The 26134-nt window shown below is 68.7% G+C and carries 19 protein-coding genes; 11 read left to right on the plus strand and 8 right to left on the minus strand.

Annotated elements, in window-relative coordinates; all coding sequences use genetic code 11:
- Positions 1-74 precede the first annotated feature (74 nt).
- The gene (locus Bsp3421_RS20635; RefSeq protein ID WP_274002954.1) at positions 75-830 is read right to left on the minus strand and encodes a carbonic anhydrase; all 756 of its coding nucleotides are present in this window, start codon (positions 828-830) and stop codon (positions 75-77) included.
- Between the two features lie 695 nt (positions 831-1525).
- On the opposite strand from Bsp3421_RS20635, the gene Bsp3421_RS20640 reads away from it, so the two are divergent.
- The 3 genes from Bsp3421_RS20640 to Bsp3421_RS20650 are packed head-to-tail and all read left to right on the plus strand — an operon-like array spanning position 1526 to position 6655.
- Complete coding sequence (locus Bsp3421_RS20640; RefSeq protein WP_274002957.1) at positions 1526-2089, plus strand: DUF2760 domain-containing protein; 564 nt, start codon at positions 1526-1528, stop codon at positions 2087-2089.
- A complete protein-coding gene (locus Bsp3421_RS20645; protein ID WP_274002959.1) occupies positions 2086-3927 on the plus strand; it encodes an Hsp70 family protein in 1842 nt (613 codons plus the stop codon). Before Bsp3421_RS20640 ends, Bsp3421_RS20645 begins: the two co-directional genes overlap by 4 nt.
- A 4-nt stretch (positions 3928-3931) precedes the next feature.
- Positions 3932-6655 carry an Hsp70 family protein gene (locus Bsp3421_RS20650; RefSeq protein WP_274002960.1) on the plus strand — a complete coding sequence of 908 codons (2724 nt, stop codon included), beginning with the start codon at positions 3932-3934 and terminating at the stop codon, positions 6653-6655.
- Between the two features lie 540 nt (positions 6656-7195).
- Here Bsp3421_RS20650 and Bsp3421_RS20655 read toward each other — a convergent pair.
- From Bsp3421_RS20655 to Bsp3421_RS20665, 3 genes are all read right to left on the minus strand, one after another.
- Positions 7196-9769, minus strand: coding sequence for a fimbria/pilus outer membrane usher protein (locus Bsp3421_RS20655; protein ID WP_274002961.1), 2574 nt, complete (start codon positions 9767-9769; stop codon positions 7196-7198).
- Positions 9770-9996: 227 nt separating this feature from the next.
- Positions 9997-10740 (minus strand): fimbrial biogenesis chaperone, encoded by a 744-nt coding sequence (locus tag Bsp3421_RS20660; RefSeq protein WP_274002963.1) that lies wholly within the window; start codon positions 10738-10740, stop codon positions 9997-9999.
- A gap of 108 nt (positions 10741-10848) precedes the next feature.
- On the minus strand, positions 10849-11439 hold the full coding sequence (locus Bsp3421_RS20665; RefSeq protein WP_274002965.1) for a fimbrial protein: 591 nt from the start codon (positions 11437-11439) through the stop codon (positions 10849-10851).
- A 674-nt stretch (positions 11440-12113) separates the two neighbouring features.
- On the opposite strand from Bsp3421_RS20665, the gene rimO reads away from it, so the two are divergent.
- From rimO to Bsp3421_RS20685, 4 genes are all read left to right on the plus strand, one after another.
- On the plus strand, positions 12114-13505 hold the full coding sequence (rimO, locus tag Bsp3421_RS20670) for a 30S ribosomal protein S12 methylthiotransferase RimO (RefSeq protein WP_443111571.1): 1392 nt from the start codon (positions 12114-12116) through the stop codon (positions 13503-13505).
- 12 nt (positions 13506-13517) lie between these two features.
- On the plus strand, positions 13518-14447 hold the full coding sequence (locus tag Bsp3421_RS20675) for a sugar kinase (RefSeq protein WP_274004298.1): 930 nt from the start codon (positions 13518-13520) through the stop codon (positions 14445-14447).
- A 95-nt stretch (positions 14448-14542) separates the two neighbouring features.
- Positions 14543-15094: a hypothetical protein gene (locus tag Bsp3421_RS20680; RefSeq protein WP_274004299.1), complete on the plus strand. Its 552-nt coding sequence runs from the start codon at positions 14543-14545 to the stop codon at positions 15092-15094.
- A gap of 70 nt (positions 15095-15164) precedes the next feature.
- Positions 15165-16346, plus strand: coding sequence for a cystathionine beta-lyase (locus tag Bsp3421_RS20685; RefSeq protein WP_274002968.1), 1182 nt, complete (start codon positions 15165-15167; stop codon positions 16344-16346).
- Between the two features lie 109 nt (positions 16347-16455).
- On the opposite strand, the gene serB is transcribed toward Bsp3421_RS20685, so the two are convergent.
- Both serB and Bsp3421_RS20695 read right to left on the minus strand, forming a co-directional pair.
- On the minus strand, positions 16456-17301 hold the full coding sequence (serB, locus tag Bsp3421_RS20690; protein ID WP_274002969.1) for a phosphoserine phosphatase SerB: 846 nt from the start codon (positions 17299-17301) through the stop codon (positions 16456-16458).
- An 85-nt stretch (positions 17302-17386) separates the two neighbouring features.
- A complete protein-coding gene (locus Bsp3421_RS20695) occupies positions 17387-18334 on the minus strand; it encodes a LysR family transcriptional regulator (RefSeq protein WP_274002971.1) in 948 nt (315 codons plus the stop codon).
- Positions 18335-18465: 131 nt separating this feature from the next.
- Here Bsp3421_RS20695 and Bsp3421_RS20700 point away from each other — a divergent pair, with 131 nt between their 5' ends.
- Positions 18466-19482, plus strand: a complete 1017-nt coding sequence (locus Bsp3421_RS20700; RefSeq protein ID WP_274002972.1) for a zinc-binding alcohol dehydrogenase family protein — start codon at positions 18466-18468, stop codon at positions 19480-19482.
- Between the two features lie 146 nt (positions 19483-19628).
- Positions 19629-20186, plus strand: a complete 558-nt coding sequence (locus Bsp3421_RS20705; protein WP_274002975.1) for a DUF6013 family protein — start codon at positions 19629-19631, stop codon at positions 20184-20186.
- Between the two features lie 17 nt (positions 20187-20203).
- Here Bsp3421_RS20705 and Bsp3421_RS20710 read toward each other — a convergent pair whose 3' ends face one another.
- Positions 20204-21022 carry an ABC transporter permease gene (locus tag Bsp3421_RS20710; protein ID WP_274002977.1) on the minus strand — a complete coding sequence of 273 codons (819 nt, stop codon included), beginning with the start codon at positions 21020-21022 and terminating at the stop codon, positions 20204-20206.
- A complete protein-coding gene (locus Bsp3421_RS20715) occupies positions 21019-21714 on the minus strand; it encodes an ABC transporter ATP-binding protein (protein ID WP_274002978.1) in 696 nt (231 codons plus the stop codon). The genes Bsp3421_RS20710 and Bsp3421_RS20715 overlap by 4 nt, the downstream gene beginning before the upstream one ends.
- Before the next feature lie 146 nt (positions 21715-21860).
- Between Bsp3421_RS20715 and Bsp3421_RS20720 the strand changes: the two genes are divergently transcribed.
- Both Bsp3421_RS20720 and Bsp3421_RS20725 read left to right on the plus strand, forming a co-directional pair.
- A complete protein-coding gene (locus Bsp3421_RS20720) occupies positions 21861-24143 on the plus strand; it encodes an AsmA family protein (RefSeq protein WP_274002981.1) in 2283 nt (760 codons plus the stop codon).
- 315 nt (positions 24144-24458) lie between these two features.
- On the plus strand, positions 24459-26051 hold the full coding sequence (locus Bsp3421_RS20725) for an ABC-F family ATPase (RefSeq protein ID WP_274002982.1): 1593 nt from the start codon (positions 24459-24461) through the stop codon (positions 26049-26051).
- Positions 26052-26134 lie beyond the last annotated feature (83 nt).

Consider the following 26134-nt stretch of genomic DNA (forward strand, 5'->3'; position numbering starts at 1 on the left):
GCTTAGGAAACCGTGGCCGGAATCACAATGTGACGGTGGCGTAAGCCGGTGAACCGGTCGCAGGCCCGACGGCGTTACACCACGGATTCGACCTTGCCGCTCGCCAGGCGGTAAACCCCGCCGACGATCTTCAGCGTTCCCGCCTCGCTCGCGTTCCGGATGATGGACGAATGCGCACGCAGGCCGGCCATGCTGTCGCGGACGTTCTGCACGATGGCCGCATCGAGCAGATGCGGCGCGTCACGGTGCTTGACCTTGTCTACCGCCGGCACGAGCGACTCGGCAAGCGACTGGATCTTCCCAGGGTAGGTCGCGCCCTGCGTCACGACCTTGACCGCCGCCTCCACAGCGCCGCATTGGTCGTGGCCGAGCACCAGAATGGCCGGAATCGTCAGAACCGCAACGGCGTACTCGAGGCTGCCCAACACGTCGTCGTTGACGAAATTGCCGGCGACGCGCGTGACGAAGAGATCGCCTCGGGCGCTGTCGAATGCATATTCCGGCGCGATGCGCGAATCTGCGCAACCGAGCACGGCGGCGAACGGGTTTTGTCCGCCGCGCAGCGCTTCCCGCTCGTGCACGAAATCATGACGGCGCGTCACGCCCGCCACGTAGCGGGCGTTGCCCTCCATCAGGCGCTTGATCGCATCGTCGGGCGAGACGGCGTTCTGCGGCTTCGGCGCGGACGCCTTGTCGTCCGCGGCAACCGCGGCGCGGTTGGGAAGCACGCCGGCAAGCGCAGCCGCAATGGCTGTCCCGCCCGTCGTGCGCAGAAAGCGACGGCGCGTCGATATGATCGTCTTCGGTGTGCAGGATATCGAATCACACATGGGGCAGGCTCCGGGGCAACATGATTGGAAAGGGCGACGAGATGACGAGGCATTATGCGTGTCGTCGGCGGAATCCCCAATCGATGCGCGTGCACGCGCGTGAGAGATCGAGGGACAGCCGCGTACCTGCGGGTGCGGTTGTCGGTGTGATGCGCGTCTTTTGCCGAGGTGGCGTACGGGACGGGGCGACATGTCGGTCGCTTCAATTTGAAGCACGCGCCCGATGCTTCGAGAATCGCTTGACGCGCGAACCGGGGCGATGCGGAATGACGGCGTAGTTGAACGAGCATGACGGGCTCGCGGCGGGGAGCAGTCGACGAGCCGCGACTGGCTGCTACGGTTCGATCGATTGCGATCGATCGTGCGTGTCGAGGGCTTCCCGGTGTTCCGTTCTCGCCTCCGGGACCCTGCGCAAGCGTTTCCAGGCCAATGGCGGGGGGCCGCCGGCAAGCGTGCGTGGTCGCTGAATGCGGCGTCGTTTTGAGCACCGCGCCCCGCGCAATATCGTCCCGCGTGAGAACCGTTTGCCTCCAAACTTTCGCGTCGGTCGGCCACACAGGGCAAAATACGGGTTTTGCGCCCTCGCGAGGGGGGCGGAAAGGCACACACCGACGGTGTTGCGCGTGTCCACGCCCGTGCCCGCCGCCCAGGCAAGACCGCTCGCCGTGTCGCGAGCCCACCGGAGTCCACGTTTCATGCCCGAATCCAATCTGTCCTTCTTCGGCAGGCTGTCGCTTGCCGTTGGTGCGTTCTTTTCCGTGCTCGGCAACCGCGAGTTCGCCGCCGGCGTGCAGCGCGTGCGCGATGGCGCGTCCGCTTCCGCGCAACCGGCGCCGGCCGCCGCGCCCGTGAAGCCCGCCGCGCCCGAACTGCACGAGGCAAGCCCGCAGGCCGCGCTGCAACTGCTCGGCCTGTTGCAACGCGACGCGCGTTTCCTCGACTTCGTCGAGGAAGACATCGCCGCTTATGCGGACGCCGAGATCGGCGCGGCCGCGCGGCTCGTGCACGACGGTTGCCGCGCCGCGCTGCGCGAACACTTCACGATCGTCCCGGTGCGCGACGAGGCCGAAGGCAGCCGCGTGACGCTGCCGGCCGGCTTCGACGCGACGGCGGTGCGCGTGACCGGCAACGTCGTCGGCGCGGCGCCGTTCACCGGCACCGTCAGCCATCGCGGCTGGCGCGTGGCCGAGGTGCGCCTGCCCAAGCTGACCGGCAGCCACGACGCGTCGGTGATCGCGCCGGCGGAGGTGGAGCTGTGAGCGATTCCCGTTATTCGATCGGCATCGATCTCGGCACCACGCACTGCGCGCTGTCCTACGTCGATTGCGCGGCAAGCGACGGCGAGAAGCTCGCGCAACACGTGCTGCCGATCGCGCAGCTGACCGCGCCCGGCGCGCTCGAATCGCGCGATCTGCTGCCGTCCTTCCTCTACCTGCCGCATGAGAGCGAACTGGCCCAGGGCGACCTGACCTTGCCGTGGACCGCCTCGCGCGATTTCGCGGTGGGCGAGATGGCGCGCAGCCGCGGCGCGGGCACGCCGATCCGTCTCGTGTCGAGCGCGAAGAGCTGGCTGTGTCATCCGGGCGTCGATCGCCGCGCGGCGATCCTGCCCGGCGATGCGCCGCCCGAGGTGTCGCGCGTGTCGCCGCTCGAAAGCGCGATCCGCTATCTGACCCACTTGCGCGAAGCCTGGGATCACGCGCATCCGGATGCGCCGTTCGCCGACCAGGATGTGACGGTCACGATTCCCGCGTCGTTCGATCCGGCCGCGCGCGAGCTGACGGCCGAGGCCGCACGCGCCGCCGGCTATTCGCGCATGGCGCTGCTCGAGGAGCCGCAGGCGGCGCTCTACAGCTGGATCCAGAAAAGCGAGGGCGGCTGGCGCAAGCAGGTGCGGATCGGCGACCTGATCCTGTGCGTCGACGTCGGCGGCGGCACGACCGATCTGTCGCTGATCGCGGTCGTCGAGCGCGACGGCAATCTCGAACTGCACCGTGTCGCGGTCGGCGAGCACATCCTGCTCGGCGGCGACAACATGGACCTCGCGCTCGCGCACGTCGTCGCGCGCAAGCTCGCGGCGCAAGGCACGCAGGCGGATCCGTGGCAGCTGCGCGCGCTCACGTACGCGTGCCGCGCCGCGAAGGAAACGCTGTTGTCCGATGCGTCGACCGACGCGGTGCCGCTCGTCGTGCCGAGCCGCGGCTCGAAGCTGATCGGCGGTTCGATCCGCACCGAGCTGACCCGCGCGGAACTCACGCAGACGATTCTCGACGGCTTCTTCCCGCAGGTCGACGCGGCCGCGCGACCGGCCAGCCGCGCGCGCGCCGGTCTCACGCAGCTGGGTCTGCCGTATGCGCAGGACGCCGGGATCACGCGTCACCTCGCGGCGTTCCTCGGCCGCCAGGTGGCGGCGCTCGACTCACTGGAAGGCGTCGGGCGCGCGCTGCCTCAGGGCGCGACGTTCCTGCCTCCGACGGCGGTGCTGTTCAACGGCGGCGTGTTCAAGTCGGCGCTGCTCACGCAGCGCGTGCTCGATACGCTGAACCATTGGCTCGCGGCCGAAGGCGCGGCGCCGGCCCGTCTGCTCGACGGCGCGGATCTCGATCTCGCGGTCGCGCGCGGCGCCGCGTACTACGGCTTCGTGAAGCGCGGCCGCGGTGTGCGGATCCGTGGCGGCACGGCCCGCGCGTACTACGTCGCGGTCGAATCGGCGATGCCCGCGGTGCCCGGGCTGGAGCCGCCGGTGCAGGCGCTGTGCGTCGCGCCGTTCGGGATGGAGGAGGGCACGACCGCGGCATTGCCGCCGCAGGAGTTCGGCCTCGTCGTCGGCGAGCCCGTGCATTTCCGCTTCTTCGGTTCGTCGGTGCGCCGCCAGGATCAGGTCGGCGCCTTGCTCGACTACTGGTCGCCGGAGGAGCTGCAGGAACTCGAGGAAATCCAGGCGACGCTGCCGGCCGACGGCCGCACCGTCGGCGAGATCGTGCCGGTGAAGCTGCGCGCGCACGTGACCGAAACGGGCACGCTCGAACTCGAAGCGATCCCGAGCGGCACCGATGAACGCTGGAAGGTCGAATTCGACGTGCGCGGCGCCATTTGAGCCGATGAAACGCTATACGATCGGCATCGATCTCGGCACGAGCAATACGGTCGTCGCGTATGTCGCGCCGGGTTCGGATGCGATCCGGGTGTTCGACATCGCGCAACTGGTCGGGCCGGGGGCGGTCGGCGCGTCGCCGCTGCTGCCGTCGGCGCGCTATCACCCGGCGCCCGGCGAGCAGGCGCCGGACAGCCTGCGGCTGCCCTGGCAGGCGCGCAATGAGATGCCGGCCGCCGTGATCGGGCGGTTCGCGCGCACGCTCGGCGCGCAGGTGCCGGGCCGGCTCGTCACCAGCGCGAAGAGCTGGCTGTCGCATGCGGCGGTCGACCGCCTCGCGCCGATTCTTCCGTGGGGCGCGTCGGAGGGCGTGGCCAAGGTCTCGCCCGTCGAGGCGAGCGCGAGCTATCTGGCCCACGTGCGCGCCGCATGGGATGCGCATTTTCCGGCTGCGCCGCTGGCGGCCCAGGACGTGATCCTCACGGTGCCCGCCTCGTTCGACGACGGCGCGCGCGCGCTCACGGTCGAGGCCGCGCGCCGCGCGGGGCTGCCGTCGCTGCGCTTGCTCGAAGAACCGCAGGCGGCCTTCTACGACTGGCTTTACCGGCATCGCGCGAGCTGGCGCGATGCGCTCGCGGACGCCCGGCGCGTGCTGGTCTGCGATGTCGGCGGCGGCACGACCGATCTGACGCTGATCGACGTGACGCTGCGCGACGACGGCGAGCCCGTGTTGACGCGCACGGGCGTCGGCAATCACCTGATGCTGGGCGGCGACAACATGGACCTCGCGCTCGCGCGGCTCGTCGAGCCGCGCTTGAGCGAGCCCGGCGCGCGGCTGTCGGCCGCGCAGCTGTCGCAACTGGTCGAGCGCTGCCGCGCGGCGAAGGAACGGCTGCTCGGCGACGACGCGCCCGAGGCGGTCACGCTCACGCTGCTCGGCGCGGGCAGCCGGCTCGTCGGCGGCGCGCGCTCGGCGGAACTGACGCGGCAGGAAGTCGAACAGATCGTCGTCGACGGATTCTTCCCGCCGGCCGCGTCCGGCGATCTGCCGCGCCGCGCGCGCGGCGCGATCGTCGAGTTCGGCCTGCCGTATGCGAGCGACGCGGCGATCACGCGGCACGTGGCCGCGTTCCTGGCGCGCCATGCGGAAGGCCCGTTGCCCGACACGGTGCTGCTCAACGGCGGCGTGTTTCGCGCGGGCGCGCTGGCGGGGCGCCTCACTGGCATGCTCGGCGCGTGGCGCGGCCAGCCGCTCACGGTACTGCACAACGATCAGCCCGACATCGCGGTCGCGCGCGGCGCGGTCGCATATGGCCTGGCGCGAGACGGGCACGCGCCGCGCGTCGGCGGCGGCTCGCCGCGCAGTTATTTCCTCGTGCTCGATGCCGACGGCGAACCTGCGCGCGGCGTGTGCCTGCTGCCGCGCGGCACCGAAGAGGGGCGCGAGATCCCGCTGGCGGATCGCGTATTCGCGCTGCGCCTCGGGCAGCCGGTGCGCTTTCACCTCGTGTCGACGGTGGTCGAGACCGTGTATCGCCCCGGTGAGATCGTCACGCTCGACGACGGCGATTTCATCAGGCTGCCGCCGATCGCGACGGTGGTCGGGCGACGGGGCGCCGCCGCCGCGCACGAGACGCCCGTGACGCTCGCGACGTCGCTGACCGAAGTCGGCACGCTCGACATGCATTGCATCGCGACGGACGATCCCGCGCAGCGCTGGCGGCTCGAATTCCAGCTGCGCGGCGAGGCCGCCGCGTCCGGCGAGCGGGATGAGCCGGCGCGTCATCCCCGGCTGGATCAGGCGATCGAATTGATCGAGCGTTCGTTCGGCGACCGCGCGGCGGGCGTCGATCCGAAAGACACGCGCCGGCTGCGCGCCCAGCTCGAGCAATTGCTTGGGCCGTGCGAGGACTGGGACGTCGTGCTCGCGCGCGCGTTGTTCGATGTGCTGCTGGCGCGCGCACGGCGGCGCAGGCGCTCGGCCGATCACGAGCGCGTGTGGTTGAACCTCGCGGGACACTGCATGCGTCCGGGCTTCGGGCATCCGCTCGACGCGTGGCGCATCGAACAGCTGTGGCCCTTGTTCGACGACGGTATCCAGTACGTGAAGAGCGCCCAGGTGTGGTCCGAATGGTGGACGCTGTGGCGGCGCGCGGCGGGCGGGCTCGAGACGGAGGCGCAGCAGCAGGTTCGCGACGCGATCGCGTTTCTCGAACCGGTCGAGGGCAAGACCCGCGAGTTGCCATTCGATCTGGACAAGATCGGCTTGCCGGACATGATGCGCTTGTCGGCCTCGCTCGAACGTTTGCCGGTCGAACGCAAGATCGCGCTTGCCGAGCGGTTGGTCGCGGCGTTGAGCAAGGCGGGCGAGCGTGCGCTGGGCGCGTGGGCGCTCGGTCGCGTCGGCGCCCGCCGGCCGTTCTATGGCAGCGCGCACGGTGTGGTGCCGGCCGAGGTGGTGGGCGGCTGGCTCGATGCGCTGTTCGCGCTCGACTGGAAGCAGGTGGAACCCGCTGCGTTCGCGGTCGTGCAGATCGCCCGGATGACGGGCGATCGCGTGCGCGATGTGCCGCCGGCCACGCGCGAGGCGGTGATTCAGCGGCTCGCGGCGGCGCATGCGCCCGCCGCATGGATCGGCATGGTGCGCGAGGTGGTGGAACTGGACGCGGCCGATACGGCGAGGGTGCTGGGCGAATCGTTGCCGGCGGGGTTGAAGCTGATCGCCGGGTGAGGGCGCGCGCCGGCGCGAGGGCAGGGCGCGGCAAGAGGCGGATGGCTCAGACCGATGCGGCATCGTGCTCCGCACGATCGCCGCGCGCCCTTGCGGCGTATCACCTGAGCGTGGATTCAAACCGGTCGGTCGCAACCTCCTGTCCTTGGGAATCCTGGCATAGACGGCCGGCGCGTCGTCATGCGATCCACGTCCTCGGAGCCGGTCGGCCGGCCGTGCAGTTTGCCCGCCGAATATAGGAAAACGTGAACGATGCGTACGCGTTGACGATACCCGGGGTAACGGTCGCCCCCGTTTTCACATACTGTGCCTCGAATGGAATCGTAACGATCTCGCCGTTGCGGGCCTGTCCGGCGCACCATTGATGCTGTTGCCGATCGCCGGGGAGTCGGGGCCGAGGTGGATCGGTGTTGTATCGTTCTACCGAAACGGTCGCTCAGTCGCGAGTCGATCCAAGGCGGGTGCCGGTGTACTGCCGGGCAGATCGCGCGGCACGGCTCGGCGGCGCGTGCCTGACGCCGAGCGTGGCGTCGCATCGCCCTAGATCGTGCCTGTCTTGCAAATACCGCTGAGGTTCTGCAGGTCGCCGGCGCGACGCGTGCGCTCCTTGACCGGTAATTCGTATGCGATGCGGCAGATCGAGCGTGCATCGTCGCCCCATTGAACCGTGAGCTCTCCCTTGTCCTGCAGGCCGCGTACGAGCAACTTGCTGCCCTGGCCGACGACGCCGAGATCCGTCCCGCTCTCGTCGACAACAGCCGCGCCGAACGGCAAAGGCGTGCCGTCTGCCTTGCGCGCCGCGATCAGCGCCGAACGCCCCGTGTCGGTGTCGAACTTGAGCAGCGGCACGGCGCCGGCGCGTGGCGCGATTTGCCGGCTCGTTTCCTTCAGTTCGACGTCCATCGAGATGCCCTTCGGATCGATCTCGACCGTATTCAGGTTGTACGGGGTGAGATAAGGCACGATCGCGTAGCCGCGGCCGTCGACCCGCACCCCGGACGCGTTCGTGATCCGCGCGCCTTCCGCGCCCTTCGCCTCGACGATGCCGAATGTTTCGGACAGCGGCTGCGACAGCGTGATGCCGCCCTGGTGGGCGACCGCGGCGCCGCGAATGGACAGCGAACCCTGCTGGTAGGTCGAACTGCCGCCGGCGCTGACATTGAGCTCGGCGACGCGCGCCCGGTACGTGAGGCTGCCGTTGCCGTCGGTGCTCGCGCTGCCCTGGCCGCTCATGTAGTTGGCCCCGACGCTGTACGACAACGCGTTGTCGACGCCGAGCGAGCCGGACAGCATCGACTGCACTTGCGTGCTGCCTTGCGTGTTGCGCGAGACGTTGCTCGTCACCATCGTCGAGCCGGACTTGCCGAGCGGGATCGTGACGCTCGCGTAATACAGCGTGCTCATGTCGCCGCCGGCATTGCGCTGCCGCGTGGCCGACAGGCCGTATGAAATATTCCGGAAGGCATTGTTGTAGCCGACCGCGTAACTGACGTCCGAACCGCCGCGGTTCCAGTAGTTTGATGCCGCGGCGGTCACGCTTAGTTGCCCACCCTTGTCGCCGAGCCGCTGGCTCAGCATCAGCGATGCGCGGTTGCGCTGCCGCCAGACGGTATCGACGGAGAAACCGTCGCGTACGGCGCTGCGCGTGTTCATCGCATCGTTGAGGTTGAAATAGCCGTTGGTCGAATAGCGATACGCGGCGATGGAGACGTTGGTGCCGGTCGGCGTGATGGATTTCGCATAGCTGATGCGCAGGCTCGACCCGCTGAAACGCTTCACGCCCGGCACCGATGTCGTGGCCTGCGTGAAGTCGACGCCGATTGCGCCCAGCCGCGTATTGAGCGCGCTGCCCAGCATCGCGGAGGCATAGCCGGCGGCAACCGTGACGCCGGCGTAGCCGGTCAGCAGATTCGTCAGGCCACGCTGGTACGTCGCCTGCATGAACAGCGGGTTGCTCGAATTCTGCTGGCTGCGCAATGCGCCCGCCACGAAGCTGTAGCGCTGGATGCCGGGCCGCAGCGACAGCGGAACGGCCGCGTAGGGCACCGTGAACGTATGCTCGGACCCATCCGCTTCCAACACGGCCACACGCAGGTCGCCGCCATAGCCGGTCGGGTAGAGGTCGTTGATCTCGAACGGCCCCGGCGAGACGGTTGTTTCGTACAGCGTGACGCCATTCTGGCTGATCTTCACCTTCGCGTTGCTGTTCGCCACGCCGCGCACGACGGGCGCATAGCCGCGCAGCGAGTCGGGCAGCATCCGGTCGTCGGTCGACAGGCGCACGCCGCGGAACTGCGTCGTATCGAACAGCTCGCCGGACGTATACGTTTCGCCAAGCACGAGCTGGGACGACAGCGACGGCAGGTCGCGCTGCACGTAGGTCGAAATGTTCTGGTAATGGCTGCCGTTGCGCTCCGACCACGACAGTGAACCATTGTGACGGAAATGCCAGTTGCCGAGATTGACGCCGCTGTTCAGCCCGAGATAGCCCTGCGTGTCCGCGCTGCTGCCCTTGATCTTCGATCTGTAGACGTTCAGGTTGTAGTCGAGCATGCCGACGGGCACCCCCGAATCCCATTGGTCGCGGCTGACATAGCCGCGTGCACGGCGGTCGATGAATGCCTGCGGGATGCTGAGCGTGAGGCGCTGTTCGCTGAAGTCGAACAGCGCGCTCGCTTCGGGGATAACCTGATCGATCCGGCGACATTCGCCCTGGGTGACGATCGCGGCGGTGGTTTCGGCGGGCAGCTTTGAGAAATTTACGCCGATGCGGCGCAACTGCGCTTCGTCGAAACAGGGTTGCGCCTCGGACGCGCCGGGCGTGGTCTTGAATTCGACGTCGAAGCGTCCCGCCCAGCTTTCCCCGACGAAGAGGTCGACGCTGTAGGCGCCCGGTGACGCAAAGTTGCCGCGTTCGAAGCGCCGGATGTCGACCGACTGCCCGACGCCGTTGTTCAGGAAGTTGGGGTCGAACTGAACCTGCGCGAAGCGCGCGTCGGGGACGTCGGCCTGTGCGACCTGCATCGCGTCCGTTTCCGCTTGGGGCGGTTGCAGGTCGCTCGCGTGGGTGTTGCCGGCCCAGGCGGCCAGACTGGACAGCACGAACGCATACATCGGCTTGGTCCGAGGCAGGCGGGCGGCGCTCCGATGAGCATGTCGGGTCGAGGGCGGCAAATTCATTAATCAGGAATCCTATTCTGAATACCAGGGGCGAGCGTGGAAGCGCGAAGGCTGAGTGCCGTTGGCGTGAGACGCGTTGTCGATCCGGGTGGCGTCGAAGCGGAACGGCCGGCGACGTTCGGGCGGCGCCCGGACAGGATCAGCCGAGCACCGGTGCGGCGCTACCGCATCGATACGGGGGCTTCATTGTTGATCGATGCCCCCCAGTCGTTGATGCTGCTGAACTGGACCTTCGCGTCCGCGGCGGGCGGCGCGCCAAGCTTCGCGACCGGGAATGCCTGCGTGCCGCCGGGGAGCACGTAGCCGGCGCCGGCGTCGTAGCGCTGGCCGCCGGAATGGAGCTGCACGCTGCCGATGTTGACGACATAGGGCGTCGGGTTGGTCGCCTTGAGTGCGTAGAGGCCGTCCGCACCGTGCTCGACTTGCCAGCGAACCTGTGCCGGCGCCAGGAGTGCGCTGCCCGGCAGCCCCTTCGGGCGATACATGATCTTGACGCGCGAGCGGAACGCGACCTGGAGCTGATTGCGCGCGGCGTCGCCGGTGAGCTTCGGCGGAATTTCCAGCACGTTGAGCCAGAACAGCGATTCCTTGTCGGCGGGAAGCGGCTCGTTCGTATAGATGATCCGCAAGGTCTGACCTTTTTGCGGCTCCATCCGGAACATCGCGGGCGTGAGCGTGAACGGCACGTTGATGGAATCAGGCGATGCATGCGCGTCGCCGTTGTCGATCCAGGCCTGGACCAGCGCGGGAGCCGCGCCTTCGTTCGTGAGCTTGACCGTCGCTTCGCGTTCGTCGCCGGGAAAGACGAGGCGGGTGCCGGAGATCACGACGCTCGCGCAGGCTTGCGACGCAATCAAGACGGAGGCCAGGGCGATGACCTTGAGCGATTTGGCGATGGCGTTCATGATGACTCGGAGGGGTGGTGGGGGATGGATATCGACGGACAGGGGGCCGGCGGCGTGCGGCGCACGCCGCCGGGGCCTTCCGCGCGGGAAGGCCCGCTACGAGGAGGCTTACGGATAGACGAGCGAGTACTGGACGTAGGAGTTCGCCGAGCCGCCGGTTACCGCGCCCGTCGCCAGGTATTCGGCGAAGAAGTTCAGTTCGGCAGTACCGTCGGAGTCGATCGAGACGACCTGCGAGTTCTGGTCCGGCGAGTTCGCGCCGACCTTGATCGGGTCCTGCTTGTCGTTCAGGATCTGCAGCACGACGTTCTTGGCTTCGGGCGTGTCGACCGAACCCTTGTCGAGCGCCAGCTTGCCGTCCGTGGTCACGTTGGTCGCGTTTTCGAACGTGACCTGGACCTTGGTCGGGTTGCCCTTCGAGTCCTCTGAATCCACCGCGCAGCCCGTCAGCTTGAAGCCGAACCCGGTGCGGCCGGACACGGCGCCCGACGTGTTCAGCGCGCCCGTGCTCACCGTGGGCAGCACGACCGACTTGTTCGTCGTGGCGCCGGCATCCTTGCCATCGATCTTGCAGGTTCCGGCCGTGACGTTGCCGGTGAACGTGATCGTGCCGTCCGACGCGTGAGCCGCCGATGCGAGGCTGAGCCCCGCCGCGGCCAGGAGCGTCGAAATGAGTTTGGTGCTTGTTGCGAGTTTCATTGTGTTGATCTCAGACGTTGGTTGATGATGTGAAACGCGCAGACATCATTCGCCGTTTGAGCGAAATCTGATGGGGTGCGATTCGGGATTGATTATCGGAATCTTCCGCTGAGCGGGAAATTTGACTTGAACGAAGTTTGATGATTTATATTCATTCAAGTACTAAAGCGGAATGGCGCGCTGCCGCGCCCCAGCCGCCGCATGACGTTTCGCACGCGGGGAGCGGCATCGCGTCGGTTCTCATCCGGAAGTCGGCGATTCGAATTTCGAGTCTCGCGAGACCCGGTGTCGCCCTCGTGGATCGATCGCGAATCTGTCGTTTAGGGCGCGGGAGTTTAAGTTCAACGACGAGCGTGCGACTGACGAAGAAATGGACGCGATCAGAGACGCGATTCGGATGTTTCTCGATCTGTAGCACGGCAACGGCGTCGCTCGGCGCGGTTTTTTATCGCAGTGGGCCGTGTCAGTTCGCGTCGGGGTTGATCAGCGGCCAGGCCCGGGCTGGGCCCGCTGCGGAACATGACGGGCTGCGGGCAGCGCATAAGTTGAATGCCCGCCGCTCAAATTTCGCCAGGAGCGATGTGGCGTCGGCGCAGGTTGGAACAGGTAAAATGCCGCCCAACAACGGTTTCGTCTCTCAGGGGGCCGTTTCTACCCCACATCCGGAAGCATCAGTGAAAAATTCTTCAGAATCAAAGGCCAAGGCTGCTCACGGCCCCCGAATCGGCATGGTCAGCCTTGGTTGCCCCAAGGCGCTGGTCGACTCCGAGCAGATCATCACCCAGCTGCGCGCGGAGGGCTATGAAATCTCCGGCACCTACGACGGCGCCGACCTCGTCGTCGTCAACACCTGCGGCTTCATCGACGAAGCGGTGCAGGAAAGCCTCGACGCGATCGGCGAGGCGCTGACCGAGAACGGCAAGGTCATCGTCACCGGCTGCCTCGGCGCGAAGAAGAGCGCGAGCGGTTCGGGCCTCATCGAGGAGGTGCATCCGAAGGTGCTGGCCGTCACCGGCCCGCACGCGCTCGGCGAGGTCATGCAGGCGGTGCACAGCCACCTGCCCAAGCCGCACGATCCGTTCGTCGATCTGGTGCCGCCCGCGGGCATCAAGCTCACGCCGCGCCACTACGCGTACCTGAAGATCTCCGAGGGCTGCAACCACCGCTGCACGTTCTGCATCATCCCGTCGATGCGCGGCGACCTCGTGTCGCGCCCCGTCGCCGAAGTGATGCTCGAAGCGGAGAACCTGTTCAAGTCCGGCGTGAAGGAGCTGCTCGTGATCTCGCAGGACACGAGCGCGTACGGCGTCGACGTGAAGTACCGCACGGGCTTCTGGAACGGCAAGCCGATCAAGACCCGCATGACCGACCTGGTCGCCGCGCTCGGCGAACTCGCCGCGCACTACGGCGCGTGGGTGCGCCTGCACTACGTGTACCCGTATCCGAGCGTCGACGAGGTGATTCCGCTGATGGCCGAGGGCCCGTTCAAGGGGCACGTGCTGCCGTATCTCGACGTGCCGTTCCAGCACGCGCATCCGGACGTGCTCAAGCGCATGAAGCGCCCCGCCAACGCGGAGAAGGTGCTCGAGCGCGTGAAGGCCTGGCGCGACATGTGCCCGGACCTGACGATCCGCAGCACCTTCATCGCCGGCTTCCCGGGCGAGACCGAGGCGCAGTTCGAGACGCTGCTCGACTTCATCCGCGAAGCCGAACTGGACCGGGTCGGCTGCTTCGCCTACTCGCCCGTCGAGGGCGCGACCGCGAACGAGCTCGACGGCGCCTTGCCCGACGAGGTGCGCGAGGAGCGTCGCGCGCGCTTCATGGAGGTCGCGGAGGAGGTGTCCGCCGCGCGCATCGAGCGCAAGGTCGGCCAGACCCTCAAGGTGCTCATCGACGAGGTCAACGACGAGGGCGGCATCGGCCGCACCGCGGCCGATGCGCCGGAAATCGACGGCGTGGTCTATGTCGAGCCGGCGGCCAAGGCGTCGAAGCGCTACAAGGTGGGGGATTTCGTGTCGGTCCGCATCACCGGCGCCGACGGCCACGATCTCTGGGGCGAGGTCTGAACGATGACGACAATGCGGCTGGACGGCGCGCCCGAGATTCTCGCGCTCGGCGAGGCGATGGTCGAGTTCAACCAGTCGCGTCCCGGCGCGCCTGACTATCTGCAGGGCTTCGGCGGCGATACGTCGAACTTCTGCATCGCCGCCGCGCGGCAGGGCGCGCGCACGGGCTTCGTGTCCGCGGTCGGCGACGATCATTTCGGCCGCCTGCTGCGCGATCTGTGGCAGCGGGAACAGGTCGACGCCACTCATGTGAAGATCGACGGCGGCGCGCCGACCGGGGTGTATTTCGTGTCGCACGGCGCGCACGGCCATCAGTTCGATTATCTGCGCGCGGGCTCCGCCGCGAGCCGCTACGCGCCGCGCGACCTGCCGCTCGACGCGCTCGCCGCCGCGCGCGTCGTGCACCTGTCGGGCGTGAGCCTCGCGATCGGCGCAAGTGCGTGCGACGCCGCGTTCGCGGCGATCGAGCATGCGCGCGCGCAGGGCGCGCAAGTGAGCTTCGACACCAATCTGCGCCTGAAGCTGTGGCCGTTGCCGCGCGCCCGCGCGGTGATGCGCGAAGCCCTGCGCCATACCGACATCTGCCTGCCCAGCTGGGACGACGTGACGGCGTTGACGGGCCTCGACGACCGCGATGCGATCGTCGAGGCGCTGCTCGCGCTCGGCGCGCGCATCGTCGCGTTGAAGCTCGGCAGGGAGGGCGCGTATGTCGCGACGCCCGACGCGCGGCGTCTCGTGCCGGGGCAGGTGGTCGAGGCGGTCGACGCGACTGGGGCGGGCGATTGTTTCGGCGGGGCGTTCGTCGCGCGGATCGTCGCGGGCGACGATCCGTTCGCGGCGGCGCGTTATGCGAACGCGGCCGCCGCGTTGTCGACGCGCGGCTTCGGCGCGGTTGCGCCGATTCCGACCCGGGCGGCGGTCGAGGCGTGGTTGACCGCGTGATGCCGCGGCTCTTGGCGCGGCGGCGATGTGAACGGGCGGCGCGTGAACGTCGCCGCGATCTTCGAACGTATCTGACGGAGTCAAGCAAGGTGGGGGTGAAGTTGGGCATGCGATGGGCGGCACTGGCCGTCATGATCTGGACCGTCGGCGCGGCGTATGCGCAGCCGGCGGCGGCGCCCGCCTCGGGCGCCTCGGGCGCGGCCGTGCTGCGCGACGATACCGCGCCCGCGCGGCCGCTCAAGCCGGACCCGGCGTTCGCGAAGCTGCAGCGCTACGAGGGCACGCTCGGCGGCCGGCCGATCGTCGTGCATCTCGGGCCGAAGCAGGACGAGCCCGGCGTACACGGCGAGTACCAGTACGGCGATACCGGCGAGGTCGTGCTGCTCGCGGGCGATCGCGACGGCGACACGCTCGAGGTCGAGGAGTCGAACGACGGCACCAACATCACCGGCGTCTGGATCGGCCACTTCGACGCCGCGGGCGCGCTGAGCGCCGACCGCATGAACAGCGACGAGTCGGACCCGCAGCCGATCGTGCTTCATCCGGTGGGCGGGGCGCCCGCCGCGCCGCCCGCGCGCCGCGAGGCGCCGCCGCCCACTGTCGGGCAGCCGGTCGGCGGCGTGCGCAACGTGAGCACCGCAGAATGACGTACTCCGGCGCGGCGCGCCCGAACGCGGGCGCGCCGCATTTCCTGGCAGCAGACGAACTTACCCAGCCATGACAGCATCCACTTCCAAGCGCGCGCTGCAAACCCGCATCGTGCAACCCGACGACGCGATTCCCGACGGTTTCCGCTCGTTCGTCACGCCGGTCGAGCGCGGCTCGACGGTCGTGTTCCCCGATCTCGCGACGATGCGCAACCTGGACTGGCGCGACGACAGCCAGTGGCGCTACGGGCTGCACGCGACGCCGACCTCGCTCGCGCTCGCGCAGCGCCTGGCCGAGATCGAGGGCGGCAGGCATGCGCTGTTGCAGCCGTCGGGGCTGGCGTCGATCACCAATGTCTATTTCGGCGTGGTGAAGGCGGGCGACGACGTGCTGATCCCGCACAACGTGTACAACCCGAACGGCGACCTGGGCACGTGGCTCAGCCGTGATTTCGGCGTGAGCGCGCGTTTCTACGATCCGCTGATCGGCGCGGGCATCGCCGACCTGATCCAGCCGAACACGAAGCTGATCTGGCTGGAAGCGCCGGGTTCGGTGACGATGGAAGTGCCCGACGTGCGTGCGATCACGGCCGTCGCGCGCGCGCGCGGCATCGTGACCGCGATCGACAACACCTATTCCGCCGGGCTCGCGTTCAAGCCGTTCGAGCACGGCGTCGACATCTCGGTCCAGGCGCTGACCAAGTACCAGTCGGGCGGCAGCGACCTCCTGATGGGCGCGACGATCACGGCCGACGCGGACCTGCACGCGAAGCTCAAGCTGGCGCGCATGCGCCTCGGCATCGGCGTGTCGGTCGACGACTGCTCGCTCGTGCTGCGCAGCCTGCCGAGCATGCAGGTGCGCTTCGACGCGCACAGCGCGAACGCACTCGCGCTCGCGCATTGGCTGAAGGCGCGGCCGGAGATCGCGGCGGTCCTGCATCCGCAGTTTCCGGATTGCCCGGGGCACGCGTCGTTCGCCCGTGATTTCACGGGCGCGGGGGGCTTGTTCTCGGTCGTGTTCGATGGGCGCTACAGCCCGGCGCAGGTCGACGCGTTCGTCGAGGCGCTCGAATTGTTTGCGATCGGCTGGAGCTGGGGCGGCGCATGCAGCCTGGCGATGCCCTACGATGTCGCGTCGATGCGGCCGACCTGGCCGCACCAGGGCACGCTGGTGCGCTTCTACGTCGGGCTCGAGGACGAGGCCGACCTGCGCGCCGACATCGAACGCGCGTTCGGGATCGCGTTCGGCTGACGCCGCCGCCGGTTCCGCGCGCCGCGCGAGGCCGGCTGTCGATGCAACAACGGCGCATGCGATTTCCGCATGCGCCGTTGTTGCATCCGGGCCCGGCTTGCGCCGCGCGTTACAGCAGCCGCAGCAGGCCGTCGAGTCCGACGTGGTTGAACGCGACGCTCGCCGCCTCGCGCACCACGGGCTTCGCGCGGAACGCGACCGACAGCCCGGCCTCCGCCATCATCTTCAGGTCGTTCGACCCGTCGCCGATCGCGATCGCGCGGCTCGGCGGGATGCCGAGCGCCGCGCAGGTGTCGCGCACGAGGCGCGCCTTCACGTCGGCGTCGACGATCTCGCCGAGCACCTTGCCCGTCAGCTTGCCGTCGACGACTTCCAGCACGTTCGAATACGCATGGTCGAGCCCGAGCTGCGCCTTGAGGCGGTCGGTGAAGAAGGTGAAGCCGCCCGACACCAGGAGTGTCTTGAGGCCCGCGGCCTTGACGCCGGCCAGCATGGCCTCTGCACCCGGCGACAGCCGCAGCCGGGTCGCGTAGACCTGTTCGAGCGCACTCGCCTCGAGCCCCGCCAGCAGCGCGACGCGGCGCGCGAGGCTCTCGTTGAAATCGGGGATCTCGCCGCGCATCGAAGCCTCGGTGATCGCCGCGACCTCGGCCTTGCGTCCGCAAAAATCGGCGATCTCGTCGATGCACTCGATCGTGATCAGCGTCGAATCCATGTCCATCGCGACCAGGCCGAAGTCGGCGAGCCGCAGGCCGGCGTCGACGAAACCGTAGTCGAGCCCGTGGGTGCCGCAATAGACGTCGAGATCGGGCTGCTGCGCGGGACTGGCCTCCTCGATGCGGATCGCGTGCGGATCGAGCGCGACGATGCGCGCGCCGCGGGCGAGCGCGAGCAGGGGCTTGTAATGCGCGTCGGACAGCGGCGAGGGACTCTGGATAACGAGATTCGTGGTCATGGCGAGTGGTTGGCAAAGAAAAATGTGGCAGCGGGCACGCGCGGGCCAACTCGCTATTGTAGCGGGGCGGCGCGCGGCCGGCGCGTCAGCCGGCGGGCGGGGCCGGCCGGTCCCAGTACGGCGGATCGCCGAAGTGCGCGGCGAGGAAGTCGATGAAGGCAAGGGTTTTCAGCGGCACGAACGCGCGGCTCGGGTAGACCGCCCAGATCGCGACCGGCTCGGCGAGCGGGTAGTCGTCGAGCACGCTGACGAGCGTGCCGTCGCGCAGGTGCGGGCCGACATCCCAGGTCGACTTCAGCGCGAGGCCGAAGCCCGCCAGCACGGCCTCGCGGATCGCCTCGCCGTTGCTCGCGCTCAGCCGTCCGCCGACGCGCACCGTCTGCGGGCCGGCCGGCGTCGCGAAGGTCCAGTCGCGCTGGTCGCCGAGGATCACGCACTCGTGCCGCGCGAGGTCCGCGGGATGGCGCGGCGCGCCGTGCGCGGCCAGATAGGCGGGCGCGCAGCAGATCACGCGGCGGTTCGCCGCAAGCCGCCGCGCGACGAGCGAGGAGTCCTTCAGCGCACCGAGCCGCACGGCGATGTCGATGCCCTCGTCGACCAGATCGACGATTTCGTCGGACAGCCGCAAATCGAGCGAGACGTCCGGGTAGCGGCGCAGGAACGCGGGAATCACCGGCGCGACGTGCTGGCGGCCGAACGACGACGACATCGAGACCTTGAGCCGGCCCTGCGGCTCGGCGCGGCCGCGGCCGACGGCCGCGCGCGCGGCGTCGGCCGCTTCGAGCAGCGGCTGGGCGCGCGCGATGAACAGTTCGCCTTCCTGAGTCAGGCTCACGCGCCGCGTGGTGCGATGCAGCAGGCGCGCGCCGAGCTGGCGTTCGAGCTGCGCGAGCCGCGCGCTCGCCACCGCGGCCGACAGCCCGAACTCCCGGCCGGCCGCCGACACGTTCGCGAGCCGCGCCGCGCGCACGAACAGCGCCACGTCGAGCAGGTCGAGCGGTTTGTCGGGCGAGGGCGGCGGCGCGTCGATCATTCTTTTGAAAATCCAGAAAATGTTTCAGGGATTATGGTGCTTTTTAATGAGGATGGGGCGCTCTACGATGCGGGTCATGCGTCGGCGCGCGCTTCGCGCCGTGTCCCAGACTTGTTTGCCAGGAGCCCAAGATGAAAGCTGTCGGATTGCATCAATACCTGCCGATCGACCAGCCGGATGCGCTGCTCGACCTCGAATTGCCGATGCCGCAGCCGGGCGAGCGCGACCTGCTCGTGAGGATCGAGGCGATCTCGGTCAATCCCGTCGATTGCAAGGTGCGCGCGCCCAAGGCGCAGACGGAGGCGTCGCCGCGCGTGCTCGGCTGGGACGCGGCCGGCACGGTCGTCGCGGTCGGGCCCGGGGTCGCGCTGTTCAAGGTGGGCGATCCGGTGTTCTACGCGGGCAGCATCACGCGGCCGGGCGCGAACAGCGAGTATCACGTCGTCGATGAACGGATCGTCGCGCGCAAGCCCGAGACGCTCGATTTCGCGGCCGCCGCCGCGCTGCCGCTGACCGCCATCACCGCGTGGGAAGCGCTGTTCGAGCGCCTGCGCGTGTCGCCGCAAGGCGCGGACGCGGGCAAGTCGGTGCTGATCATCGGCGGCGCGGGCGGGGTCGGCTCGATCGGCATCCAGCTCGCCAGGCAGTTGGGCGGACTCACGGTGATCGCGACCGCGTCGCGCCCTGAATCCGCGCAGTGGGTGCGCGAGCTGGGCGCGGACCACGTGGTCGATCATTTCGGCGATCTGCCCGCGCAGATGAAGGCGGTCGGCCATCCGACGGTCGACTACGTGCTGATCTTCAACGACACCGATCGCCATTTCCCGGCGGCGGCCGAACTGATCCGGCCGCAGGGCGGCATCTGCACGATCGTCGAGAACGAGCGGCCGGTGCCCGTCGAGCTGTTGAAGGCGAAGAGCGCGGCGTTTCATTGGGAGTTCATGTTCACGCGCGCGATGTTCGGCACGCCCGACATGATCGAGCAGCACACGCTGCTGGCCGAGGTGGCGCGGCTCGTCGACGCGGGCGCGCTGCGCACGACGGTCGGCGAGCATCTCGGCCGGATCGACGCGGCGAATCTGCGCCGCGCGCATCAATTGCTCGAGAGCGGCCGCGCGATCGGCAAGCTCGTGCTGAGCGGTTTCTGAGGGCGCGGCGGGCGCGGCGCGCAAGCGGGGTAACACCCGATGTCAGGTCAACGCCGGCGGCGGCGCTTGGCGTTAGACTGGCAGGCATCATGCATCGATAACCCGGTGGAGCCGTTCGCGCGGCGCCACCTCATAAGGAGGTCAGCATGGGCCAACGCGTCACCACAGTCATCGCCGCCACCGGTTCCGCCGCCGTCCTGGCGGCCGCCTTCCTCAGCGCCCCCGCCTGCGCTGCGCCGCCGATCAACGCCAGCCTGCTCGGCGGCAACGACGGCCAGCTCCAGTACACCGTCAAGGTCGATTCGAAACTGTTCGGCAATACGCAGGAAACCCGCAAGATCCGTTCCGGCGAGACCGACGACTTCAACTGGAAGTCGGTGCCGCCGTCGGGCGCGGTGCCGGTGCCGGACGGCTGCCCGCAGAGCGATTCGCTGCCGCGCGACGCCAACGGCGCGATGGTCCGGCAGACCCAGGTGCGCGTCGCGCCGTCGGTCGACAGCAAGGGCGTCGCGAACGTGCAGCTGAGCTTCCAGGCCAGCGCGCCGCAGGGCCGCAAGGCGGTGACGGTCGGCGGCAAGGCGCTGCAGTGCCCGAAGGCCGTGACCGTGAGCCAGGTCAGGTGGGTGTCGATTCCGACGGGCGGCGGCTCGAAGACCCTCACGATGAGCGACGGCACGCGCGTCACGGTGTCGATCAAGCGCTGAGCGCCGCCGCGCGCGGCTCAGCCGGCCGCCTGCTTCCGGCGTCGTTCGATCAGGCGGGCGGCGAGGAAGCGGTGCTCGGCCGAGAACAGGCGGCGGCAGGTGAGCAGCACCGCGCCGACCGTGCCGAGCGCCGACGAGGCCGCGATCAGGAACATGATGACGATCTGATAGCGGACCGCCTGCAGCGGCGATTGGCCCGCGAGCACCTGGCCCGTCATCATCCCCGGCAGGCTCACCACGCCGACCACCGCCATCTGGTTGAGGGTCGGCAGCATGCCCGCGCGCACCGCCTGCCGCGCGGCGTCCTGGGCCGCTTCCCAGCGGGTCGCGCCGAGTGCGAGCGCGGTCTCGACGCGATCGCGGCGCGCGGTCAGCTCCTCGGTCATCCGCTCGACGCCGAGCGAGACGCCGGTGAGCGTATTGCCGAGGATCATCCCGAGGATCGGGATCGCATACTGCGGCGCGTACCACGGATGGATGCGGATCACGACGAACAGGCCGACGGCCGCGACGAACCAGCTGCTGAACCAGATCGACAGGATGCTGTCGGCGCGCTGGCCCGCGTACGTGCGCTTGCCGCGCGCGGCCCCCGCGAAGCCCGCGATCAGCGTCATCAAGGCCATCAACGGCACCACCACGACGCCGCTCGCATGCGCGAACACCCAGCCGAGCACATAGCCGATCGCGAGCAGCTGGACGACGGTGCGCAGCGCCGCCCAGGCGAGCTTGCGGCCGAGGCCGAGCGAGAGGGCCAGCGACAACGCGCCGTTGACCGCGACGAGCGCCGCCGCGATGCCGACGTCGACGAGGCTCAGGTCCTGCAGGGTGGGGCTCACGACGCGGCCTCCGATGCGCCGTCGCGCAGCACGCCCGCCTGCATCGTCAGATGGCGCGGGCCGATGCGCGCGGCCTGCGCGGGATTGTGCGAAATCCACAGATAGGCGCGCGCGTCGGGCGCGGCGTCGAACCACGCGGCCACCAGCGCCTCGATCGCGCGGGTCGACTCGGGGTCGAGCGCGGCGGTCGGTTCGTCTAGCAGCAACACCTCGGGATCGAGTTGCAGCACGCGCAACAACGCCGCGATCTGCGCCTCGCCGCCCGACAATTCGCTCGCCGCCTGCGCGAGAAAATCGTCGCGGCGGCCCGCCTGTGCCGCAAGTCGGGCGGCGCGCGCGCGATCGAAACGCCGATCGCGATAAACCGCGAGCGTGTACGGATAGCGCAGCAGGTCCTCGACGCTGCCGTCGGCGGGCGCGGGCCGCTGCCGCAGATACGCGACATTGCGCCGATAACGCGGGATCGCCGCGCGCGCGACCGGCTCGCCGCGCCACAACAGGGCGCCGCCGTCGAGCGGGTCGAGCAGCGCCAGCGCGCGCAGGAACACGCTTTTCCCCGAGCCCGACGGCCCGGTGAGCGCAATGCGTGTGCCTGCCGTCAGCCGGAAATCGGTGGGGGCCAGAAGCGTCTTGCCGGTCGACGCGTCGCGCCGGGTGATGCCGCGCGCGTCGATCAGGGCGGTTGCCGTCATAAATGAAAAAAAGGGTAAATGGGGCGGGGCGGTCCCGGCACGTGCGTCATAATACCGGCCATGCCTCGCCGCGTCGCGCGCTGCGCGCCTTTGCGCACGGCACGCGCGGCACGCTTGGCTGATCCCAGAACAACAACGGAACCGGCATGGCGCTTTCCCGAGCTCTCGGCAAATCGGCCGCATGGATCGCCGGCAGCGTCGTGGTGTTGCTCGCGGCGTTCGGCATCTTCATCTATACCTTCGACTGGAACCACGTGAAGCCGTGGGTCAACGCACAGGCGAGCGAGGCGCTGGGGCGCCCGTTCGAGATTCGCGGCGACCTCAGGCTGGGCTGGCGACGGCCCGAGGGCGAAACCGGCTGGCGCGCCTGGGTGCCCTGGCCGAGCGTCTCCGCCACCCAGATCGTGATCGGCAATCCTGAATGGGCGAAGGCGCCCGCGTTCGCGACGCTCGACGCCGCGCAAGCCGAGGTCGAGGTGCTGCCGCTCCTCGCGCACAAGGTCGTGATTCCGTCGATCCGCCTCGTCAATCCGGCGCTCGATCTCGAGCGGCTCGCCGATGGCCGCAACACCTGGACCTTCACCTTCAAGCAGGCGGCGCAGCCGTCGCCGTGGAACGTGGAGCTGCGCAACTTCGGTTTTGCCAAAGGCACGGTTGCGTATCGCGACGCCGTCACGAAAGCCGATCTCACCGTCGCGATCGACACGCTCGGCCAACCGATCCCGCTCGGCGACGTGCTCGCGCAGCAGGAAGCCACCTCGCGCGCCGCGTCGGCCCAGCGGGTCGGCAAGCGGGGCGCAGCGCAGCTGAGCCGGAAGGCGAACGCCACGGCAGCGTCGGATGCGTCGGCCGCCTCCGCTGCGTCGGCCGCCTCAGGCGCTTCGGCGGCAACAGGTGCAAGCGTGGCGTCGGGCGCGGTCTCGGCCTCCGCGCCGCCCGCGGTCAGCGCGCCGGCCGGCGCCTCCGGCGCGGCCGCCAAGCCGGCGGGGCCGACCTATGCGTTCGGCCTGACCGTGAAGGGGCGCTACAAGGGCGTGCCCATCGACGGCACCGGCAAGCTCGGCGGGGTGCTCGCGCTGCAGGACGCCGCTCGGCCGTTCCCGCTGCAGGCGGACGTGAAGGCGGGCGACACGCGGCTCGCGGTGGTCGGCACGCTGACCGACCCAACCCGGCTCGCCGCGCTCGACCTGCGGCTGTGGCTGCAAGGCGCGAGCATGTCGCACCTGTATCCGCTGACCGGCGTGACCCTGCCCGATACGCCGCCGTACGCGACCGAGGGCCGCCTGATCGGCAACTTCCGGCGCGGCGGAAGCCTGTTCCGCTACGAGAACTTCGACGGCCGCGTCGGCGGCAGCGATCTGCATGGCACGCTTGCGTTCGAGCAGCGCGAGCCGCGGCCGAAACTGTCGGGCGAACTGGTGTCGAACCTGCTGCAATTCTCGGATCTCGCGCCGATCGTCGGCGCGGACACGGCCGCCAGCAAGGCCCAGCGCGGCGATACCACCAAGCAGCCGAGCGGCCGCGTGCTGCCGGTCGAGACGTTCCACACCGACCGCTGGCGCGCGCTCGACGCCGACGTCAAGTTCACCGGCAAGAAGCTGGTCAAGAGCGCGGACCTGCCGATCACCGACCTCTACACGCACATCGTGATGCAGGACGGCGTGCTGTCGCTCCAACCGCTGACGTTCGGCGTCGCGGGCGGCTCGCTGTCGACCGAGGCGCGGCTCGACGGCAGCGGCGCGCCGCTCAAGGGCCGCTTCACGGTGGCGGCGCGCCACCTGAAGCTCAAGCAGCTGTTCTCGACGCAGAAGGTGATGCAGTCCGCGTTGGGCGAGATCAACGGCGACGCCGCGCTGTCGGCCACCGGCAATTCGCCCGCGGCGCTCGCCGCGACGGCCAACGGCGAGGTCAAGGCGCTCGTCACCGATGGCGCGATCAGTCGGCTGCTGATGGAGGCGGCCGGCCTGAACGTCGCGAACGTGGTGTACGAGAAGCTGTTCGGCGGCAAGGACGTGAAGATCAATTGCGCGGCGGTGGATTTCGCCGCGACCAACGGCGTGCTCGATGCGAAGCTGTTCGCGCTCGATACCGACGATGCGGTGATCCGCGTCGACGGCACGGTCAACCTGCGCGACGAATCGCTGGACATGTCGATTCATCCGCAGACCAAGGGCTTCCGGGTGTTCTCGCTGCGCTCGCCGCTGTACGTGAAGGGCACCTTCAAGAATCCGGACGTCGGCGTGAGCGTGGGCGCGCTCGCGCTGCGCGCGGGCGCGATGATCGGGCTCGGCCTGATCAACCCGTTCGCCGCGCTGATCCCGCTGATCGCGCCGAGCAACAACAAGGGTGTGCCGTGCTCGGAGATGTTCGCGCAACTGAAGGCGCCGCCCAAGGCGCCGCCCCCGGGCAAGAAGGCCGCCGCGAAGTAGGGCGGCGCGAGGCCATCTCGGCGGCGGACGGCGGGCGCACGCCGCGCGCCGCCGTCGGGTCGAGTGGAAACGGGGTCTGACGTCGAGCGAACGGGTTTGCTCGATGGGCGGCCCGGCGCGGGAAGCCTGTGCGCCGCCGGCGGGAATGCCGGCAAATTCTCCCCGGGAACCGCGTTGCGCCCGCCGCGCCGGGCTTTCCGGATGGGGGCCGCGGCCTGTGCTCATGGGCGCTTTGGCGGTCCGCCGCGCAGCAGTTCACCGACTCCTGCTAAACTACCCGGTTTTCCGTCGATCTATCTCTAAACGGGCTACGCTGTGCTTTCTACTGCCAACATCACGATGCAATTCGGGCCCAAGCCCCTGTTCGAGAATATCTCGGTCAAGTTTGGGGAGGGTAACCGCTACGGCCTCATCGGCGCGAACGGTTGCGGCAAGTCGACCTTCATGAAGATTCTCGGCGGCGACCTCGAGTCGAGCGGAGGCAATGTCGCGCTCGAGCCGAACGTGCGTCTCGGCAAGCTGCGCCAGGATCAGTTCGCCTACGAGGACGTGCGCGTGCTCGACGTCGTGATGATGGGCCACACGGAGATGTGGGCCGCGATGACGGAGCGCGACGCGATCTACGCGAACCCGGACGCGACCGACGACGACTACATGCACGCGGCCGAACTCGAGGCGAAGTTCGCCGAGTACGGCGGCTATGACGCCGAGGCGCGCGCGGGCGCGCTGCTGCTCGGCATCGGCATCGACGAGAAGTTCCACACCGGCCCGATGAGCGACGTCGCCCCGGGCTGGAAGCTGCGCGTGCTGCTTGCGCAGGCGCTGTTCTCGAAGCCGGACGTGCTGCTGCTCGACGAACCGACCAACAACCTCGACATCAACTCGATCCGTTGGCTGGAAACCGTGCTCAACGAGTACAACTCGACGATGATCATCATCTCGCACGATCGCCACTTCCTGAACTCGGTGTGCACGCACATGGCCGACATGGACTTCGGCACGCTGAAGGTCTGGCCGGGCAACTACGACGACTACATGCTCGCGTCGGCGCAGGCGCGCGAGCGGCAGGCCGCGGCGAACACCCGCGCCAAGGAGCGCGTCGCCGAACTGCAGGACTTCGTGCGCCGCTTCTCGGCGAACAAGTCGAAGGCGCGCCAGGCGACGAGCCGCGCGAAGCAGATCGACAAGATCAAGATCGAGGAATTCAAGCCGTCGTCGCGGCAGAACCCGTTCATCCGTTTCGAATTCGAGAAGAAGCTGCACAACATCGCGGTGGTGGCCGACACCATCACCAAGAAGTACGAGCGCACGATCTTCCAGAACTTCAACCTGTCGGTGCAGCCGGGCGAGCGGATCGCGATCATCGGCGAGAACGGCGCGGGCAAGACCACGCTGCTGCGCGCGCTGCTCGGCAAGCTCGAGCTCGAGCATGGTTCGGTGAAGTGGGCCGAGAACGCGAACATCGGCTACATGCCGCAGGACACCTACGAGGAGTTCCCGGACGACATCACGCTGATGGACTGGATCGACTACTACCGCCAGGACGGCGACGACGAGACGATGGTGCGCGGCACGCTCGGCCGCCTGCTGTTCTCGGCGGACGACATCCGCAAGTCGGTGAAGGTGCTGTCGGGCGGCGAGAAGGGCCGCATGATCTGGGGCAAGCTGATGCTGGGCCGCCACAACGTGCTGCTGATGGACGAGCCGACCAACCACATGGACATGGAATCGATCGAGTCGCTGCAGATCGCGCTCGAGAAGTTCGAAGGCACGCTGATTTTCGTGTCGCATGACCGCGAGTTCGTGAGCGGCCTCGCGAACCGGATCATCGAAGTGAAGACGGACGGCACGCTGACGGACTTCGGCGGGAATTACGAAGACTTCCTGACGAGCCAGGGGCAGGCGTAAGCGCTGCCGGATATTTCCAATGTGAAGTACCCGAAAGGCCTGCTGAGTTTTCCTCGGCGGGCCTTTTTCATTTGGCGAGCATA

It is taken from the genome of Burkholderia sp. FERM BP-3421, assembly GCF_028657905.1.
In the GTDB taxonomy this organism is placed as follows: domain Bacteria; phylum Pseudomonadota; class Gammaproteobacteria; order Burkholderiales; family Burkholderiaceae; genus Burkholderia.